The organism is Mycobacterium conspicuum, assembly GCF_010730195.1.
GTDB classification, from domain to species: Bacteria; Actinomycetota; Actinomycetes; order Mycobacteriales; family Mycobacteriaceae; genus Mycobacterium; species Mycobacterium conspicuum.
On sequence record NZ_AP022613.1, the window covers coordinates 445,224 to 463,321 of the forward strand.

Below are 18,098 nucleotides of genomic sequence, written 5' to 3' on the forward strand. Positions count from 1 at the left end.
CATGTCGGACGCTGTCACGGTGGTGCTGCCCTGCCTCAACGAGGAGGAGTCGCTGCCGGGCGTGCTAGCGACCATGCCCGCCGGTTATCGCGCGCTGGTCGTCGACAACAACAGCACCGATGACACCGCCGCGGTCGCCCGCCGCCACGGCGCCCAGGTGGTTGCCGAGCAGCGGCCCGGGTACGGCGCCGCGGTGCACGCGGGTGTCGTCGCCGCGACGACGCCGATCGTGGCGGTCATCGACGCCGACGGCTCCATGGACGCCGCCGACCTGCCGCGGCTGGTCGAGGCGCTCGACGGCGCCGACATGGTCATCGGGCGGCGGCGGCCGGCGCCCGGCCTGCATTGGCCGTGGGTCGCCCGGGTGGGCACCATGGTGATGAGCTGGCGACTGCGCACCCGCCACGGCCTGCCGGTACACGACATCGCGCCGATGCGGGTGGCCCGGCGGGAGGCGCTGCTGGATCTGGGCGTCGAGGATCGACGGTCGGGATACCCGCTGGAGCTGCTGGTCCGCGCCGCGGCCGCCGGCTGGCGCGTGGTTGAGCTCGACGTCAGCTACGGCCCCCGGACCGGCGGCAAGTCGAAGGTCAGCGGTTCGCTGCGGGGCACCATCACCGCGGTCCTGGATTTCTGGAAGGTCATTTCTTGATACCGGTGACGCTGCTGGTGGTTGCCAAGGCGCCGGAACCCGGCCGGGCCAAGACGCGGCTGGCCGCCACGGTCGGCGATCGGGTCGCCGCCGAGATCGCGGCCGCCGCGTTGCTCGACACCCTGGACGCGGTGGTCGCCGCGCCGGTGGCCGCGCGGGTGGTGGCGCTCACCGGCGACCTCGACGGCGCCGCGGGGGCGGCCGAGATCCGGGATCGGCTCGAGGCGTTCACCGTGATCGAACAGCGCGGCGACGGCTTCGCCGACCGGCTCGCCAACGCGCACGCCGACGCGGCCGACGGTTACCCGGTGCTGCAGATCGGGATGGACACCCCGCAGGTGACCGCCGAACTGCTGGCCGGTTGCGCGGACCGGCTGCTACAGACGCCGGCGGTGCTCGGGTTGGCGATCGACGGCGGCTGGTGGGTGCTCGGGGTGCGCACGCCCGCGGCCGCCGAGTGCCTGCGCGGTGTCCCGATGTCGCAGCCCGATACCGGAGAGCTCACGCTAAAAGCCTTGCGGGACAACGGTATCGAGGTGACGCCGGTGCAGCAGCTGGCCGACTTGGATGTTATCGACGACGTCGCCGCGGTGCGCGACGCCTGCGCGCCCGACAGTCGGTTCGCCCGGGTCACGCGCGCCGCCGGTCTCTGACGGCGAGCAGAAATACGCGCCCGGCGATCCCGACGGCGAACATCCCCAGCCCGGCGAGCGCCGATTGCCACGGCAAGGTGACGACCAGCAGCAGACAGCCCGCGACCCCGAACCCGTCGCGAACCCGGTGCCAGCGCCGAACACCGGGCAGCGTGAAGGCGGCCGCGTTGGCGATCGCGTAGTAGACCAACACCCCGAATGACGAGAAACCGATCACCCCGCGCAGGTCGACGGTGGCCACCAACACGCAGACCACCACGGCGAGCGCGACCTCGGCGTGGTGCGGCACCCGGTGACGCGGGTGAACGGCCGCCAGCCAGGAAGGCAGGTCGCGATTCCGGGCCATCGCCAGCGCGGTGCGCCCGAGCCCGGCGACCAGGGCGAGCAGCGCCCCGAGACTGGCCAGCGCACCCCCGACGGCCAACACGGGCACCAGGGCGCCCGCACCCACGGCCCGAGCCGCCTCGGTCAAAGGCGCTGCGGCGCGGGCGAGCCGCTCCGGCCCCGCCGCCACCAGCGCGGCCACCCCGACCATGAGATAGATGGCCACGGCGATCGCCAGCGCGATGGAGATCGCCCTGGGGATGGTCCGGGTCGGGTCACGCACTTCTTCGCCGATCGTCGCGATCCGCGCATACCCGGCGAACGCGAAGAACAGCAACCCGGCCGACTGCAGCACGCCGTACACCGACGCGATCGGCCAGCCGCCGACGCTGACGTGCGACGGCTTGGCCAGCGCGACCCCCACCACGAACGCGGTCAGCGCAATCAGCGTGCACGCCACCAGGATTCGGGCCAGCACCGCGGTCTTGGTGACCCCGCGGTAGTTCAGCGCGGCCAGCGCCACCACGGCGGCGATCGCGGTGATTCGCTGCACCCACTGGGGACCCGGGATCGCGTAGCTCGCGAAGGTCAGCGCCATCGCCGCACACGAGGCGGTCTTGCCGATCACAAATCCCCAGCCGGCGATGAAGCCCCACCACGGGCCCAGGCGCTCGCGCCCGTAGACGTAGGTGCCGCCCGAGGTGGGGTAGACCGCGGCCAGCTGCGCCGAGGCGGTGGCGTTGCAGTACGCGATGATCGCGGCGAGCAGAAGGCCGATCAGCAGGTCGGCGCCGGCCGCCCGGGCCGCCGGGCCGAACGCCGAGAACACCCCGGCGCCGATCATCGATCCCAGACCGATCACCACGGCGTCGGCCGTGCCGAGCCGACGCTGCAGGGCTGGTTCGTTCATGATCACCAATTCGTGAAGATGACGCTGTTCAGTGCGAGCGCGCCGGCGGCATTGACGGCGAGACAAACGCGGTGCGAGCGCACCGGCAGCAGCGCGGGGGCCGCGGTGAGCCAGACGGTGAACGGCAGCCAGATTCGTTCCGTCTCGGCCTTACTCAGCATGCTCATATCGGCGATCACGATGACGGCCAGCATTGCCAGCAATAGCAGGATGAAACCCGATCGGCGGCGGATGGCGGCCCGGTCGAATACCCTGCCGATCCCCGCGACGCTGCCCAGCCCGATCGCACACACCACGCACGCCAGATTGGCCCAGCTCCAATACTGGAACGGCCGGTCCTTGGCCACCCCCTGCCAATAGCGTTGCTGCACAAGGGTATAGCCGTCAAACCAAAAGAACCCGGCGACGGCGAAGGCTACCGCCACGGTGACGGCGCTCACGACGGCGGGGCCGAGAGCCCGCAGGGCCGCCCGCCAATCGGGGGCGGACACCAGCACCGCCAGCGCCGGCAGCCCCATCAGCAGCAGGCCGTAGCTGAGGAAGACCCCCCAGCCGAGCAACAGGCCCGCGCCCACGGCCGCCAGCGCGGGGAACCGGACCGCACCGTGCGAGGCCAGCGCGAGCAGCGCGATGCCCCACGCCGCGACCCCGGCGAAGTAGCCGTCGGCCGACACCGCCACCCAGATCGCGGTGGGTGCCACCGCGACGAACGGCGCCGCCCGTCGCGCGGTCTGTTCGTCGGCCAGCGCGCGGACCGCGATCACCACCGCGGCGGCCGCGCTGGAGCCGACCAGCAGGCACAGCAGCCCCGCCCAGGCGCCGCCGTGCAGGCCGATGCGGTCCAGCCACACGAATGTCAGTAGCGCGCCCGGCGGATGCCCGGAGACGTGCGTGGTCCAGGAGTTCGGCTGGAAGTCGAGGATCCGGCTGGAGAATGTCCGCACGGCGGCCGCGACGTCGGTGATGCCGGGCACCTGCGACAGATACTCGTCGCGGGTGGTCAGCCGGCCGGCGAAGCCGCGCTGCCAGCCGTCGATCATCGCCAGCGAAAGGGCCCACCCGCAGGCGGTGACCCAGGTGCCCAGCGTCAACAGCCGCCACGAAAGCCGTTGTGCCACAGTCGGTCCCCACACCACCACGGCCACGGCGATGAGAAGGGCCGGCAGGGTGCCCCACCCGGCGTGGATGTCCCAGTAGCCGAAGATCGGCGCGGCGCCGGCACGCGCACCGAAGCGCTCCAGGCCGATATCGCTGCGCGGGTTGACGCCCCAGTGCAGCCGGGGCAGCACGAAGGCGGCCGCCACCAGGACAACGCCGACGGCAACCGAGAAGCTCTCCCGCCGACCAACCCGCACGATCGATCAGCTTATTGATCGCCGCCGAATCGGCGCACCAGCGCCGCCCGGTCGACCTTGCCGATGCCGCGCCGCGGCAGTGCTTCGACGATGTGCAGCTCGCGCGGCGCGGCGGTGCCGTCCAGCGTGCGCGTGACCGCGGCGCGCAGCGCGTCCAGCGTCGGCGGGGCGCAGCCGTCGCTCACCACGACCGCGGCGACCACCCGCTGACCCAGCCGGTCGTCGTCAACCCCGAACACCGCGCAGTCGCGGACGGCCGGGTGGCTGCACAGCGCGGCCTCGACCGGCCCCGGCAACACGGTCAACCCGCCCGTGCTGATCGCATCGTCGGCGCGGCCGAGCACGGTCAGCACACCCGAATCGTCGAGGGCACCCAGGTCGTCGGTGTTGAACCAGCCGGGTTCGGCGAACGGGTCGGGGATCACGGGGTTGCGATAGCCCTTGGCCAGCGTCGCGCCTCCGATCGCGATACGGCCATCGGAGCGCACGCGCAACGCCACGCCGTCGAGCGGGACACCGTCGTAGACGCAGCCTCCCGCGGTTTCGCTCATTCCATAGGTGCGGACCACGGCGATGCCGGCCGTCGCGGCGGCGTCCAGGATCGGCCGGGGAGCGGGCCCGCCGCCGATCAGCACGGCATCCAACTCGGCCAGCGCGGCCGCGGCCGAAGGGTCGGTGAGCGCCTTGGCGAGCTGGGCGGCGACCAGCGACGTGTATCGCCGGCCGGGGCCCAATTGGCTTATGGCGCTGGGCAATTCGGCAATGTCGAAGCCGCGCGTGACGTCCAGCTCGACGGGCGCGGTGCCGGCAAGTGCGCTGCGCACCAACACCTGCAGACCCGCGATGTGGTACGCCGGCAACGCCAGCAGCCAACTGCCCGGGCCGCCGAGGCGCGCGTGGGTGGCCGACGCGCTGGCGGTCAGGGCGGCGGCGGTCAGCATCGCACCCTTGGGTGCGCCGGTGGTTCCCGAGGTCGTCACCACCACGGCGACGTCGTCGTCGATCTCGGACCCCACGCGCAGGGCGCGCAGCATGGTGTCGTGATCGCCGTCGGAGGGCACCGCGACCAGTGCGGGATCACGCCCGTCCAGCACCCGTTCCAGGGCGGGCAACAGGACCTTGGCGGCGGAGCCCGGCGGGACGCCGAGCGCACGCAGGACGGCTATGCCTGGTCTCCGGCTTGGCTGTCGTCATCGAACGGCCAACCCTGGGCGGCCAGCCGAGTGCGTACCCGCTCGATGTCCTCTTGCGACGGCAGCTCGTCGGTGATTTTGCTGATCAGCACGCCGATGTCGACATCATCGAAGTCGTCGCGCTGCAGCAGTTCGTGGGCCACGATCTTGACTTCGTCGTTGCCCAGCCGGCGAGTCAGCAACGCCAGCACCGCGAAGGTGTCGGTCGGCGGAACGCCCTCCGGATATCCCGCGCGCAACCACGAGATGACTGAGCTGAGGAATCCGTTCACTGTGCGCTCCCTCCGGGAGGCGGATCGGCGATCGGGTAGACCTGCACGCTCAGATGCTACGTCGCCTTGGCTCCCAGGAAGGGATAGTGGGTGTGATGCGCGATGAACTCCCGGGAAATGTAGGCCAGGGCGAACAGGATCACCAGGACGACCACCGCGTAGATCACCCAGGCGATCCCGAGCAACATCGGGTTGCGCTGCGGCGTGCCGCCTTTGGTGGCCGAAACGTACCCATTGCCGACGGCTTGCAGCCGCAGCCCCAGTGCGAACAACCCCGGCAGTGCGGCACCGGCCAGCATGGAAAAGAGCAGGATCTTCAGGCTGGCCTGGTAGTTGAACCAGTCGCTAAAGCCACCGTGGTGCATCAGGCGCTCCTCGCGGTCAGAGTGTCGTCGTCAGACGCGGACCCACTGGGTCCCACCTTCACGGACGGCTTGCTGTCGTCGCCTTCGAGCCCGGCTGTCAGGCTGCCTTCCCAGTCCTCGTTGACGTTGTTGTGGTCGACCTTGACCCGGCGCGACCGGATGTAGATGGCGGCGGAGACCGCGACCAGCAGCGAGAAGCCAATGACCGCGCCGGGGTACCCGCCGATGAGGTGCACGATCCAGTAGGTGATCGCGCCGACCAATCCGGCCGAAGGGAGCGTGATCAGCCATGCGGTCACCATCCGGCCGGCGACGCCCCAGCGCACCTCGCCGCCGGGCTTGCCCAAGCCGCTGCCCAGCACCGATCCGGTGCAGACCTGCGTCGTCGACAGCGCGTACCCGAAGTGGGTGGACAGCAGAATCACTGCGGCCGAGGATGATTCGGCGGCCATGCCCTGCGGCGACTTGATCTCCACCAGCCCCTTGCCCAGGGTGCGGATGATCCGCCAGCCCCCAAGGTAGGTGCCCAAGGCCATGGCCACGGCGCAGCACAAGATGACCCAGAAGGGCGGCATGGACTCGTTCTTGCTGACCGCGCCGTAGGACATCAGCGCCAAAAAGATGATGCCCATCGTCTTCTGGGCGTCACCGGTGCCGTGCGCCAGCGAAACCAGCGAGGCCGAGCCCCACTGGCCGTACCGGAACCCGGCCTCGGAGCGATTTTCCGGCACCCCGCGGGTAATGCGGTAGACCAGCCAGGTCGCGATCGCCCCGACCACGACCGCGAGGATTGCGGCGACGACGGCCGGGACGAGCACCTTGGAGACGATGTTCTTCCAGATCACCCCGTGCGCGCCCACGGCGGCCATGGTGGCGCCCACGATGCCGCCGATCAGCGCGTGCGAGGAACTCGAAGGGATACCGAAGAGCCAGGTGAGCAGGTTCCAGACGATGCCGCCGACGAGACCGGCAAAGACCAGTTCCAGCGTGACGATGTGCCCGTCGATGAGGCCTTTGGCGATCGTGGCCGCCACGGCCGTGGACATGAATGCGCCTACCAGGTTGAGGACCGCGGAGAGGGCTACCGCCGCCTTGGGCTTGAGCGCGCCGCTGGCGATCGAGGTCGCCATGGCGTTGCCGGTGTCATGGAAACCGTTGGTGAAGTCGAATGCCAGTGCCGTGATGACGACAATGATCAAGAGGAACAAGTTGATGTTCACAGGCCATGATTCTCGTAGCTGGAACATTCGCTTGTCGAATACAGAAGCGGCCAAATCGCAGCTAGACCGCGAGTCGTCGCCTGTTGTTACCCTCCAGTTAACCAACCGTTCCCCGGGAACCGCCTCGGGTATCGCGGCGCAGCGGATGGTCGCCCGGAACCTCGACGAAAATCAGCGTTATGCCATCCGGATCGATCACATGCATCTCGTGCAGACCCCACGATTCGCGGCGTGCTTCGCGGGCGATCGGCACTCCCCGGCTAACTAGCTCCGCCTGGGTCGCGAGCAGGTCGCGGACCTGAAGCCACAGCGCGCCGGGGAAGGGGCCGCGAGAATGGTCGGGCGAACCGTAACCGGCCAGCTCGAGCAGGGACTGCCCGGCGAAAAACACTGTGCCCGCGCCGTATTCCCGGGCGATCGCCAGACCGATCTCGTCGCGGTAGAAGCTCAACGACCGCTGATAGTCCGCCGGCCTGAGCAGCATCCTGCTGGCCAGGATCTCCATGGTCTCGTGTCTACCACGTCATGGGTCAGGCTCACGGCTTTGCGTGTGAAGCCAGGCCGCCGCAGGTTGGACCTTTGAGTGTGAGCCCAGGGCTTTGTGTGTGAAACCAGGGCGGAAATTCGGCCCGATTCCCGCCACACGTTCACACTCAATGCCTTCAACGCACACCGAACAGTGGTTCACCTGCGGCAGACGTCGGCGCCTCAACCTCCGGGAGTTATTGCGGTTCGCCGAGGTGGTCGGCGCGCCGTTGCATGAGCGCATTGACCCAGCGCGGCCCCACGGTGTTCAACGCGCCCAGGGCGACCGCGACCCGCGGCGCGATCCGCACCGGCCGGGTGCGGGCGGCGGTGATCATCCATTCGGCGGCTTCTGCTGCGCTCAAAGCGGGCATCCCGTCGTACGCCTTCGTGGGTTTGATCATGGGGGTCGCCACCAACGGGTAGTAGAGCGTCGTCGCATGCACCCCCTTGTGGCCCCACTCGGTTTCGACGACCCGGCTGATCGAGCCCAGCGCGGCCTTGGACGCGTTGTACACCCCGAACATCGGCGAGGCCTCCGACATCACGCCCCAGGTCGAGACGTTGATGATGTGGCCGTCGCCCCGCGCGAGCATGCCGGGCGCAAGCCCGCGGATCAGCCGCAGCGGGCCGTAGTAGTTGAGCGCCATGACCCGCTCGACGTCGTGCCAGCGTTCCAGCGACGCGGCCAGCGGCCGCCGGATCGACCGGGCGGCGTTGTTGACCAGGATGTCGATGCCGCCGACGCGCTGTTCGACGTCGGCCACCAGCGCGTCGATGGCCGCCATATCCGACAGGTCGCAGGGCACGGCGATCGCGGTGCCGCCGGCCGCGCTGATCCGGTCGGCCAGCGCATCCAGCAGGTCCTGGCGGCGGGCCACGACGACGACGGTCGCGCCGCGCCGCGCGAACTGCTCGGCCGCCGCCTCGCCGATGCCCGACGACGCGCCGGTGAGCAGGACGCGTTTGCCGTCCAGGTTGATCGGTTTGATCGCGGGCCGGTTGATCAGTATTTGCGGCGCGGCGGGCGGTCGCATGCTGGCGAGGGCGATCTGCTCGGTCAAGCGGCGCAGCGGGCTCTTACTCACTTGGGCAGTCTATGGGGGCGCGACCCTAGAAATATCGCGGGAACGGGCTCCAGTCCGGGGGTCGCTTCTCCAAGAAGGCGTCGCGTCCCTCGACGGCCTCGTCGGTCATGTACGCCAGCCGGGTCGCCTCGCCGGCGAACAGCTGCTGACCGACCAGGCCGTCGTCGAGCAGATTGAACGCGAACTTCAGCATGCGTTGCGCCTGAGGCGATTTCGCGTTGATCTCGGCCGCCCACTGGATTGCGACGGTCTCCAGCTCGGCGTGGTCGACGACCTCGTTGACCGCGCCCATGTGGTGCATCTGCTCGGCGGTATAGGTGCGGCCCAGGAAGAAGATCTCGCGGGCGAACTTCTGGCCCACCTGACGGGCCAGATACGCGCTGCCGTAACCGCCGTCGAAGCTGCCGACGTCCGCGTCGGTCTGCTTGAAGCGGGCGTGCTCGCGGCTGGCCAGGGTGAGGTCGCAGACCACGTGCAGGCTGTGCCCGCCGCCGGCCGCCCAGCCGTTGACGAGGCAGATGACCACCTTGGGCATGAACCGGATCAGCCGCTGCACCTCGAGGATGTGCAGCCGGCCGGCGCGGGCGGCGTCGATCGTGTCCGCCGTCTCGCCGGAGGCATATTGGTAGCCGGAGCGCCCGCGAATTCTTTGGTCGCCGCCGGAGCAAAACGCCCAGCCGCCGTCCTTGGGGGAGGGCCCGTTGCCGGTCAGCAGGACCACGCCCACGTCGGGGGACATCCGGGCGTGGTCGAGCACCCGATACAGCTCGTCGACCGTGTGCGGCCGAAACGCGTTGCGCACCTCGGGCCGGTTGAACGCCACCCGCACGGTCGCATCCTTCACGTGGCGGTGGTAGGTGATGTCGGTCAGATCGCCGAAACCGTCCACGGGCCGCCACGCCGAAGCGTCAAAGGGGTTGTCACTCAAGGCTGTTGAACTCCATCCTGGCTGATGGTGAGGTCGCCGCAGCTGATGGTCTGCGCCGAGGTCACCGCGGGGTCCTGCGCGGAGGTCGCTGTCACGGTATCGGACCGTCCGGTGGTCGCCACCGTCCCGTTCACGTCGATCTCGGTACGACGCACCGTCCACTGGCCGCCGTTGCCGACGGCCTGCAGCCCGACCAGGTGCCGACCGTCACCGAGATCGCTGCAGCCGACCCCGGTGCCGTTGCCCCGCAAGTTCTGCAGATCGAACAGAAACGGCCGGCCGTAGTGGGCGTCCACCACGGCCTGCAGCCGGCAGTCGGCGAACGTGTACAGCCGCGCGCTGCGCCCGTCGCTGACGATGATCTGATTGCCGCCGTTGTCCTGCGCATCAATGGCCAAGGCGGCCAACGGAATTGGGCTTGTTGAGGAGATCTGCACGTCGGAGTTGCCGCCGCCTGCGGTGGTGACGCCCACGACGCGGTTGGCGCCGCCGCCGACCCACAGCGTGGACGGTCCGTCGCCGCCGTCAAGGTTGGCGACCTGCCGGTGCGCCGCGCCGGCCGGGGGAGGGGCCCCGCCCGGCGCGCAGCCGGGCCCTGCCTTGGCTATCGGTGCGATGCTCACCCAGGCTGACAACGCCACGATCAACGGCAGGCGGTGCATTACTAGATCGGATCGAAACGGAAGACGGCGCATCGCCCGGCCAGCGCCTCGAATTCCTCGGGGCGACCGTCCTTGACGAGCCCGGAGCGCTTCATGAAACCCACACCGGTGGGCACCTCGGTGGGAAACGCCCTCAGCACCGGCTTGGCGTCCTCGCCGGATAGCTCCACCATGCGCACGCGCTCGGTGTTACGGCCCCGGCGGAGCGTGACTTCGCCTGCGGCGCGGACGTTTTGCACCCAATCCGCGCCGGGGAAGCCGCCGACGACGTAGCGCGTGCCGTCGAGGGTCATCGGTGTCACCGGGGTGGACCGCGGGGTGCCGGACTTGCGGCCGGGCACCGTCAGCACGACCGGGCTCTCGCCGCCGAAACTCATTCCCAGCCGCGACATCTGGATGAAGACCTTGTTAGCCGGCTTGAGCCACCAGGGTGGCTTGATGTGCTCGCTCACGATTGCGACGTTACCTCCGAAATGCCTCGACGCCATCGTCGAGCTGGCGTGACGCTCGGGGAGCAATCAGCCGACGGCGCGCGCGGCGCCCTCCCAGAACTGGGCCCGGACGGCCTTCTTGTCCGGCTTGCCCAGGCCGGTCAGCGGCAGCGCGTCGACCACCACCACCCGCTTGGGTGATTGCACCGAGCCCTTACGGTCCTTGACCGCGGCCTGGATTTCGGCGGTCATCTTCTCGATCGCGGCGTCGTCGCGGGCCGCGTCGGCACGCAGCACCACCACCGCGGTGACGGCCTCGCCCCACTTGTCGTCGGGCGTGCCGACCACGCACACCTGCGCGACGGCCTGATGCTCGGCGATGACGTCCTCGACCTCGCGCGGGAAGACATTGAACCCGCCCGTGACGATCATGTCCTTGACCCGGTCGACGATGAAGTAGAAGCCGTCCTCGTCCTCGCGGGCCATGTCCCCGGTGTGCAGCCAGCCGTCCTTAAATGTCTCGGCCGTGGCCTCGGGCAGATTCCAGTAGCCGCCAGCCAAAAGCGGTCCGCTGACGCAGATTTCGCCCGGCTCGCCCTGCGGCACCGGCTTGCCGTCCTCGCCCAGCAGCGCCACCCGCGCGAACAACGTCGGACGCCCGCACGAGGTCAGCCGCTTCTCGTCGTGATCGGCCTTGGACAGGTAGGTGATCGCCATCGGGGCCTCGGACTGGCCGTAGTACTGGGCGAAGATCGGGCCGAAACGCCGGATCGCCTCGGCCAGCCGCACCGGGTTCATCGCCGACGCGCCGTAGTAAACGGTCTCCAGCGACGACAGGTCGCGGGTGTGCGAATCCGGGTGGTCCATCAGCGCGTAGAGCATCGACGGCACCAGCATCGTGGCCGTAATCTTTTGTTCTTCAATGGTTTTCAGCACCTCGGCCGGATCGAACTTGGCCAGCACGACCATCTCGCCGCCCTTGACCACCGTCGGCGTGAAGAACGCGGCGCCGGCGTGCGACAGCGGCGTGCACATCAGGAACCGCGGGTGCTCGGGCCACTCCCATTCGGCGAGCTGGATCTGGGTCATCGCGGCGATGTTGCCGGTGGTGCCCATCACGCCCTTGGGCTTTCCGGTGGTGCCGCCGGTGTAGGCCATGCCGCCGATGTGGTCGGGCGCCAGCTCGGCCACCACCAGCGGCTTGGGCTCGTACTTCGCCGCCTCGGCCGACAGGTCGACGGCCACGCCCCGCAACGCCTCCGGCACCGGGCCGATGGTGAGGATCTGCTTGAGCGAGGCGACCTTCTCCAACAGCCCCAGCGCCCGCTCGACGAACGCCGGGTTGGGGTCGACGATCAGCGAGCTGGCGCCGCAATCGGAGAGCACGTACGCGTGGTCGTCCAGCGAGCCGAGCGGGTGCAGCGCGGTGCGCCGGTAGCCCTGGGTCTGGCTGGCGCCCAGGATCATCAGCACCTCCGGGCGGTTCAACGCCAGCAGCCCCACGGTCACACCGGTGCCGGCGCCCAGCGCCTCGAACGCCTGGGTGTACTGGCTGATCCGCTCCGCCAGCTGACCACCGGTCAGCGTGGTGTCGCCGAGGAACAGCACCGGCCGGTTCTTGTGCCGCTTGAGCGCGCCCACCAGCAGGTGGCCGTTGTGGGTGGGATGGCGCAACAGATCGTCACTCATAGGGGCCAGACTAGAACGTGTTGCAATTCGCGTCGGGCTCGCCCTCGGTGCATGGTCTGATTCGTGGCGACCCGCTTCGCTCGGCTTCGCCGCACTCGCGATCGCCACAGGTCCATTCGTGGCGACCCGCTTCGCTCGGCTTCGCCGCACTCGCGATCGCCACGACCACATTCGTGGCGACCCGCTTCGCTCGGCTTCGCCGCACTCGCGATCGCCACTAGCATTTGTGCACATGGCCGCCCCCGATCTCGTCGTCATCGGAAACCTACTGACCGTCGACGCGAAGCGGCCCACCGCGGAGGCGCTGGCGGTGACCGACGGGCGGATCACCGCGGTGGGGGACCGGTCCGAGGTCACCGCGCTGGCCGGCCCCGACACCGAAGTCGTCGATATCGGGGACGGCTGCCTGATGCCGGGATTCGTTGAGGCACATGGTCATCCGCTGATGGAAGCGGTCGCACTGTCGGACCGCATCGTCGACATCCGGCCGGTCACCATCCCCGACCCCGACGCCGTCGTCGCGGCGATCCACCGCGAGGTGGCGCGGCGGGGATCGGCCGGCGCCTACCTCAACGGCTGGGACGCGCTGCTGCAGCCCGGCCTACCGGAGCCCACGCTGGCCTGGCTCGACGACCTCGCGCCGGACGGGCCGCTGGTGATCATCCACAATTCCGGGCACAAGGCGTTCTTCAATTCGCAGGCCGCCCGGCTCAACGGTCTGAGCCGCGACACCCCCGACCCCAAGGGCGCCAAATACGGCCGCGACGCCAACGGCGACCTCGACGGCACCGCCGAGGAGATCGCCGCGGTGTTCCCGCTGCTGGGCGGCGCCATCCAGGCCGATAGCTACCCGGCGATGCTGCTCGCCGAGTGCGCCCGGCTCAACCGCGCCGGGCTGACCACCTGCTCGGAGATGGCCTTCGACCCGAACTTCCGGCCCCTGGTCGAGCAGCTGCGCGGCCAGCTCACGGTGCGGCTGCGAACCTACGAGGTTTCCAATCCGCGGATGGCCACCACGGCCAAACCCGGCGACGGCGACGACATGTTGCGTCAGGTCGGCATCAAGATCTGGGTCGACGGCTCGCCGTGGATCGGCAACATCGCACTGAGCTTTCCCTACCTGGACACCGAGGCGACGCGCACCATCGGCGTACCGCCCGGCTCGTGCGGATGCGCCAACTACACCGCGGAGCAGCTCACCGAAATCGTCGGCGCCTACTACCCGATGGGCTGGCAGATGGCGTGCCACGTGCAGGGCGACGCCGGCGTCGACACCATCCTCGACGTCTACGAAGAAGCGCTGCGCCGTAATCCGCGCGCCGACCACCGGCTGCGGCTCGAACACGTCGGCGCCATCCGGCCCGAGCAGCTGCAACGGGCCGCCGACCTCGGCGTCACCTGCAGCATCTTCGTCGACCAGATCCACTACTGGGGCGACGTCATTGTCGACGGCTTGTTCGGCCCCGAGCGCGGATCCCGTTGGATGCCAGCAGGTTCCGCGGTGGCCACCGGCATGCGTATCTCGCTGCACAACGATCCGCCGGTCACCCCCGAGGAGCCGCTGCGCAACATCAGCGTCGCCGTGACCCGCACGGCACCCAGCGGCCGGGTGCTGGCGCCCGAGGAGCGATTGACCGTCGAGCAGGCGATCCGCGCGCAGACCATCGATGCCGCCTGGCAGCTGTTCGCCGACGACGTGACCGGCTCGCTGGAGGTCGGCAAGTACGCCGACATGGTGGTGCTGTCGGCCGACCCCCGCGCCGTGCCGCCCGAGCAGATCGCCGACCTCGAGGTGCGCGCGACGTACCTGGCGGGCCGCCAGGTTTACCGCCAGTGACCCCGACCCTGGAAGAACTGCTCGACCGCCTGCACGTGGTGGCGCTGCCGATGCGCGTGCGATTCCGCGGCATCACCACCCGCGAGCTCGCGTTGATCGAAGGGCCGGCGGGGTGGGGGGAGTTCGGGGCGTTCGTCGAATACCAGCCGCCCGAGGCGGCGCACTGGCTGGCGTCGGGAATCGAGGCCGCGTATCGCCGCCCGCCGCCGCTGCTGCGCGACCGCATCCCGATCAACGCCACCGTGCCGGCCGTCGCGCCCGCCCAGGTCGCAGAGGTGCTGGCCCGGTTCCCGGGTGCCCGCACCGCGAAGGTGAAGGTGGCCGAGCCGGGGCAGACGCTGGCCGACGACGTCGACCGCGTCAACGCGGTGCGGGCTGTGGTCGAAACGGTGCGGGTGGACGCCAACGGCGGCTGGAGCGTCGACGAGGCGGTCGCAGCCGCGACAGCGCTGACCGCCGACGGCCCGCTGGAATACCTCGAACAACCCTGCGCCACCGTTGACGAGCTCGCCGCGCTGCGCCGGCGGATCGAGGTCCCCATCGCCGCCGACGAAAGCATCCGCAAGGCCGACGACCCGCTGGCCGTGGTGCGCGCCGGCGCCGCCGATGTCGCCGTGCTGAAAGTCGCTCCGCTGGGCGGGGTTTCGGCCCTGCTCGCCGTGGCCGCGCAGATCGACATCCCGGTCGTGGTGTCCAGCGCACTCGATTCGGCCGTCGGCATCGGCCAGGGGTTGACCGCGGCGGCGGCGCTGCCGCAGCTCGGGCACGCCTGCGGGCTGGGCACCGGCGGGCTGTTCGTCGAAGACGTCGTCCAGACCCGCGCACCGTCGGACGGCTACCTGACGGTCGGCCCGGTGACACCCGACCCGGCGCGGCTGCAGGCGCTGGCCGCCCCGCCGCGGCGTCGGCAATGGTGGATCGACCGGGTCAAAGACTGCTTTCCGCTGCTTGTACCGTCGTGCGGGTGACGAACCTGGCTTATGACGACCGTGGAAAGGGTGATCCCGTCGTCTTCATCGCCGGTCGCGGCGGCGCCGGACGGACCTGGCTACCTCACCAGGTCCCGGCATTCCTGGCGGCCGGATACCGCTGCATCACCTTCGACAACCGCGGAGTCGGTGCCACCGAAAACGCCGAGGGGTTCACCACCCAGACCATGGTCGCCGACACCGCGGAGCTGATCGAGTCCCTGGGCGCCGCGCCGGCGCGCATCGTCGGGGTGTCGATGGGCTCGTACATCGCCCAGGAACTCATGGTGGTCCGGCCGGAGCTCGTCACCGCCGCCGCGCTGATGGCCACCCGCGGCCGCTTGGATCGCACCCGCCAGTCCTTTCGTGACGCCGAAGCCGAGCTGTACGCCTCGGGCGCCCAGCTGCCGCCGGCCTACGCGACGAAATCGCGCTTGCTGGAAAGCTTTTCGCGCAAGACGCTCAACGACGACGCGGCCGTCGCCGACTGGGTCGAGATGTTCAACATGTGGCCGATCCAGTCCACCCCTGGACTGCGCTGCCAGTTGGACTGCGCCCCGCAGACCAACCGGCTGCCCGCCTACCGCAGTATCGCCACACCGGTGTTGGTGATCGGGTTCGCCGACGACGTGGTGACCCCGCCCCACCTCGGACGGGAAGTCGCCGACGCGCTGCCCAAGGGCCGCTACCTGCAAATCCCCGACGCCGGTCATCTCGGGTTCTTCGAACGCCCGGAGGCGGTCAACGCCGCGATATTGCAGTTCTTCGCCAGCGTCAAGCCCGGCTGACGCCCACTGACTCCCATATCTCAGAGTCAACGCCAAGCTGTGACACCCTGTAGGAGTGAACCCCTCGACGACACAGGCCCGCGTCGTCGTCGACGAGCTGATCCGCGGCGGAGTCCGCGACGTGGTGCTATGCCCCGGGTCGCGCAACGCCCCGCTGGCGTTCGCGCTGCAGGAAGCCGACCGCGGCGGCCGGATCCGGCTACACGTCCGCATCGACGAACGCACCGCGGGCTATCTGGCCATCGGGCTGGCGATCTCCGCCGGCGCGCCGGTCTGCGTCGCGATGACCTCGGGCAGCGCGGTGGCCAACCTCGGGCCGGCGGTCGTCGAGGCCAACTACGCCCGGGTGCCGCTGATCGTGCTCTCGGCCAACCGGCCCTACGAGCTGCTCGGCACCGGGGCCAACCAGACCATGGAGCAGTTGGGCTACTTCGGCACCCAGGCCCGCGCCGCCATCAGCCTCGGCCTGGCCGAGGACGCACCCGAGCGGCTGGATTCGTTCAACGCCACCTGGCGCTCGGCGACCTGCCGGGTGTTGGCGGCCGCCACCGGTTCTCGCTCGGCGAACGCCGGCCCGGTGCAGTTCGACATCCCGCTACGCGAGCCGCTGGTGCCCGACCCGGAGCCGCACGGCGCGGTCGTCCCGCCGGGCCGCCCCGACGGTAAGCCGTGGACCTACACGCCGGCGGTCACCTTCGACCAGCCCCTGGACATCGACCTGACGCCCGACACCGTCGTCATCGCCGGGCACGGCGCGGGTGTGCACCCCAACCTCGCGGGTTTGCCGACCGTCGCCGAGCCGACGGCGCCGACGGGGGAGTCCCGGCCCAACCCGTTGCACCCGCTGGCGCTGCCGCTGCTGCGCCCCAAGCAGGTGATCATGCTCGGCCGCCCGACGCTGCACCGGCCGGTGTCGGCGCTGCTGGCCGATCCGAAAGTGCCGGTCTACGCGCTGACCACCGGGCCGCGCTGGCCGGACGTCTCGGGCAATTCGCAGGCCACCGGCACCCGCGCGGTTACCACGGGGACGCCGGACCCGGCCTGGCTGCAGCGCTGCGCGGAGGCCAACCGGCACGCCTACGACGCCGTCCGCGGCCAGCTGGCCGCCCACCCGTTGACGACCGGCCTGCACGTCGCCGCCGCCGTCGCCGACGCGCTGCGGCCCGGCGACCAGCTGGTGCTCGGCGCGTCGAACCCGGTGCGCGACGCGGCGCTGGTCGGCCTCGACCGGCACGGGATCCGGGTCCGGTCCAACCGCGGGGTGGCCGGCATCGACGGCACGGTCTCCACGGCGATCGGTGCGGCCCTGGCCCACGAGGGCCGCACCATTGCGCTGATCGGCGACCTGACGTTCGTGCACGACAGCTCCGGGCTGTTGATCGGGCCCACCGAACCGACACCGCAACAGCTGACGATCGTGGTGTCCAACGACAACGGCGGCGGCATCTTCGAATTGCTCGAGCAGGGCGACCCAAGGTTCTCCGACGTGTCGGCGCGGATCTTCGGCACCCCCCACGACGTCGACGTGGGCGCGCTGTGCCGCGCCTACCACGTGGAGAGCCGGCAGATCGAGGTCGACGAGCTGCGACCGGCCCTCGACGAACCCGGCGCCGGAATGCGGGTGCTGGAAGTCAAGGCCGACCGCTCCACGCTGCGGCAGCTACACGCGGCCATCAAGGCCGCACTGTGAGTTCGCTGAAATCGCTGCTGCGCTTGCTTATTCACGGACGCCGCGACGAACCACCGAAAACCCGGCCACGAATTGCGCTGCGCTGGGCCCGAATCGCGATTCTGATCGTGACCGCTCTGGTCACTTTGCAGTCGGTGCTGCTGGTGGCCGGCGCCTGGCGCAACGACCTGGCGATTCGACGCAACATGGGTGTCGCGCAGGCCGAGGTGCTCAGCGCGGGCCCGCGCCGCTCCACGATCGAGTTCGTCACACCCGAGCGCGTCACCTACCGGCCCGAGCTCGGCGTGCTGTATCCGTCCCAATTGGCCACCGGCATGCGGATTTACGTCGAATACAACAAGAAGGACCCGAACCTCGTCCGCGTTCAGCACCGCAACGCCGGGCTGGCGATCATTCCGGCGGGGTCCATCGCGGTGGTATGTTGGCTCGCCGCGGCGATCATGCTGGCCGGGTTGGCCTTATTGGACAGACGCTTGGACCGTCGACCGGATCGCCGCGAAGTGCCATCCTGACTCTTTGACCAGCAAATTTCGCGCCCCGTATGCCAA

Annotated in this window: 19 protein-coding genes; 7 read left to right on the top strand and 12 right to left on the bottom strand. The window is 69.9% G+C overall.

The annotated features are described in order from the left end of the window. The first annotated feature begins 1 nt into the window (after position 1). The gene (locus G6N66_RS02135) at positions 2-652 is read left to right on the top strand and encodes a glycosyltransferase family 2 protein (RefSeq protein ID WP_085235557.1); all 651 of its coding nucleotides are present in this window, start codon (positions 2-4) and stop codon (positions 650-652) included. Continuing rightward, the gene (locus tag G6N66_RS02140) at positions 649-1,305 is read left to right on the top strand and encodes a TIGR04282 family arsenosugar biosynthesis glycosyltransferase (RefSeq protein ID WP_085235556.1); all 657 of its coding nucleotides are present in this window, start codon (positions 649-651) and stop codon (positions 1,303-1,305) included. The genes G6N66_RS02135 and G6N66_RS02140 overlap by 4 nt, the downstream gene beginning before the upstream one ends. Here G6N66_RS02140 and G6N66_RS02145 read toward each other — a convergent pair. The 12 genes from G6N66_RS02145 to fadD8 form a co-directional block, all read right to left on the bottom strand. Beyond that, positions 1,283-2,539, bottom strand: coding sequence for an APC family permease (locus G6N66_RS02145; RefSeq protein WP_085235555.1), 1,257 nt, complete (start codon positions 2,537-2,539; stop codon positions 1,283-1,285). The genes G6N66_RS02140 and G6N66_RS02145 overlap by 23 nt on opposite strands. Before the next feature lie 2 nt (positions 2,540-2,541). Continuing rightward, a complete protein-coding gene (locus tag G6N66_RS02150; RefSeq protein WP_085235554.1) occupies positions 2,542-3,894 on the bottom strand; it encodes a hypothetical protein in 1,353 nt (450 codons plus the stop codon). A gap of 11 nt (positions 3,895-3,905) precedes the next feature. After that, positions 3,906-4,988, bottom strand: coding sequence for an o-succinylbenzoate--CoA ligase (gene menE, locus G6N66_RS02155; protein ID WP_232079445.1), 1,083 nt, complete (start codon positions 4,986-4,988; stop codon positions 3,906-3,908). Between the two features lie 68 nt (positions 4,989-5,056). Beyond that, positions 5,057-5,359 (bottom strand): DUF3349 domain-containing protein, encoded by a 303-nt coding sequence (locus G6N66_RS02160; protein WP_085235552.1) that lies wholly within the window; start codon positions 5,357-5,359, stop codon positions 5,057-5,059. A gap of 56 nt (positions 5,360-5,415) precedes the next feature. Beyond that, complete coding sequence (locus tag G6N66_RS02165) at positions 5,416-5,724, bottom strand: hypothetical protein (RefSeq protein ID WP_085235551.1); 309 nt, start codon at positions 5,722-5,724, stop codon at positions 5,416-5,418. Then, positions 5,724-6,944, bottom strand: a complete 1,221-nt coding sequence (locus tag G6N66_RS02170) for an inorganic phosphate transporter (RefSeq protein WP_085235550.1) — start codon at positions 6,942-6,944, stop codon at positions 5,724-5,726. The genes G6N66_RS02165 and G6N66_RS02170 overlap by 1 nt, the downstream gene beginning before the upstream one ends. A 97-nt stretch (positions 6,945-7,041) precedes the next feature. Further along, entirely contained in the window at positions 7,042-7,449 is a 408-nt protein-coding gene (locus G6N66_RS02175) for a VOC family protein (protein WP_085235549.1), read from the bottom strand. A 217-nt stretch (positions 7,450-7,666) separates the two neighbouring features. Next, on the bottom strand, positions 7,667-8,557 hold the full coding sequence (locus tag G6N66_RS02180; protein ID WP_085235548.1) for an SDR family oxidoreductase: 891 nt from the start codon (positions 8,555-8,557) through the stop codon (positions 7,667-7,669). Positions 8,558-8,582: 25 nt separating this feature from the next. Beyond that, positions 8,583-9,485, bottom strand: a complete 903-nt coding sequence (locus tag G6N66_RS02185) for a 1,4-dihydroxy-2-naphthoyl-CoA synthase (protein ID WP_085235547.1) — start codon at positions 9,483-9,485, stop codon at positions 8,583-8,585. Beyond that, entirely contained in the window at positions 9,482-10,147 is a 666-nt protein-coding gene (locus G6N66_RS02190; RefSeq protein ID WP_085235546.1) for a hypothetical protein, read from the bottom strand. Before G6N66_RS02190 ends, G6N66_RS02185 begins: the two co-directional genes overlap by 4 nt. Before the next feature lie 2 nt (positions 10,148-10,149). After that, on the bottom strand, positions 10,150-10,599 hold the full coding sequence (locus G6N66_RS02195; protein WP_232079184.1) for a nitroreductase family deazaflavin-dependent oxidoreductase: 450 nt from the start codon (positions 10,597-10,599) through the stop codon (positions 10,150-10,152). Positions 10,600-10,665: 66 nt separating this feature from the next. Continuing rightward, positions 10,666-12,267, bottom strand: coding sequence for a fatty-acid--CoA ligase FadD8 (gene fadD8, locus G6N66_RS02200; protein ID WP_085235544.1), 1,602 nt, complete (start codon positions 12,265-12,267; stop codon positions 10,666-10,668). Between the two features lie 232 nt (positions 12,268-12,499). Between fadD8 and G6N66_RS02205 the strand changes: the two genes are divergently transcribed. From G6N66_RS02205 to G6N66_RS02225, 5 genes are read left to right on the top strand one after another with little or no spacing between them, the layout of a single operon-like run. Continuing rightward, a complete protein-coding gene (locus G6N66_RS02205) occupies positions 12,500-14,104 on the top strand; it encodes an amidohydrolase (protein ID WP_085235542.1) in 1,605 nt (534 codons plus the stop codon). A gap of 50 nt (positions 14,105-14,154) precedes the next feature. Continuing rightward, positions 14,155-15,072 carry an o-succinylbenzoate synthase gene (locus G6N66_RS02210; protein WP_276013221.1) on the top strand — a complete coding sequence of 306 codons (918 nt, stop codon included), beginning with the start codon at positions 14,155-14,157 and terminating at the stop codon, positions 15,070-15,072. Beyond that, the gene (locus G6N66_RS02215; RefSeq protein WP_085235708.1) at positions 15,069-15,860 is read left to right on the top strand and encodes an alpha/beta fold hydrolase; all 792 of its coding nucleotides are present in this window, start codon (positions 15,069-15,071) and stop codon (positions 15,858-15,860) included. The genes G6N66_RS02210 and G6N66_RS02215 overlap by 4 nt, the downstream gene beginning before the upstream one ends. A 55-nt stretch (positions 15,861-15,915) precedes the next feature. Further along, on the top strand, positions 15,916-17,550 hold the full coding sequence (gene menD / locus G6N66_RS02220; protein WP_085235540.1) for a 2-succinyl-5-enolpyruvyl-6-hydroxy-3-cyclohexene-1-carboxylic-acid synthase: 1,635 nt from the start codon (positions 15,916-15,918) through the stop codon (positions 17,548-17,550). After that, positions 17,547-18,062 (top strand): DUF3592 domain-containing protein, encoded by a 516-nt coding sequence (locus G6N66_RS02225; RefSeq protein ID WP_085235539.1) that lies wholly within the window; start codon positions 17,547-17,549, stop codon positions 18,060-18,062. Before menD ends, G6N66_RS02225 begins: the two co-directional genes overlap by 4 nt. Positions 18,063-18,098: the final 36 nt, after the last annotated feature.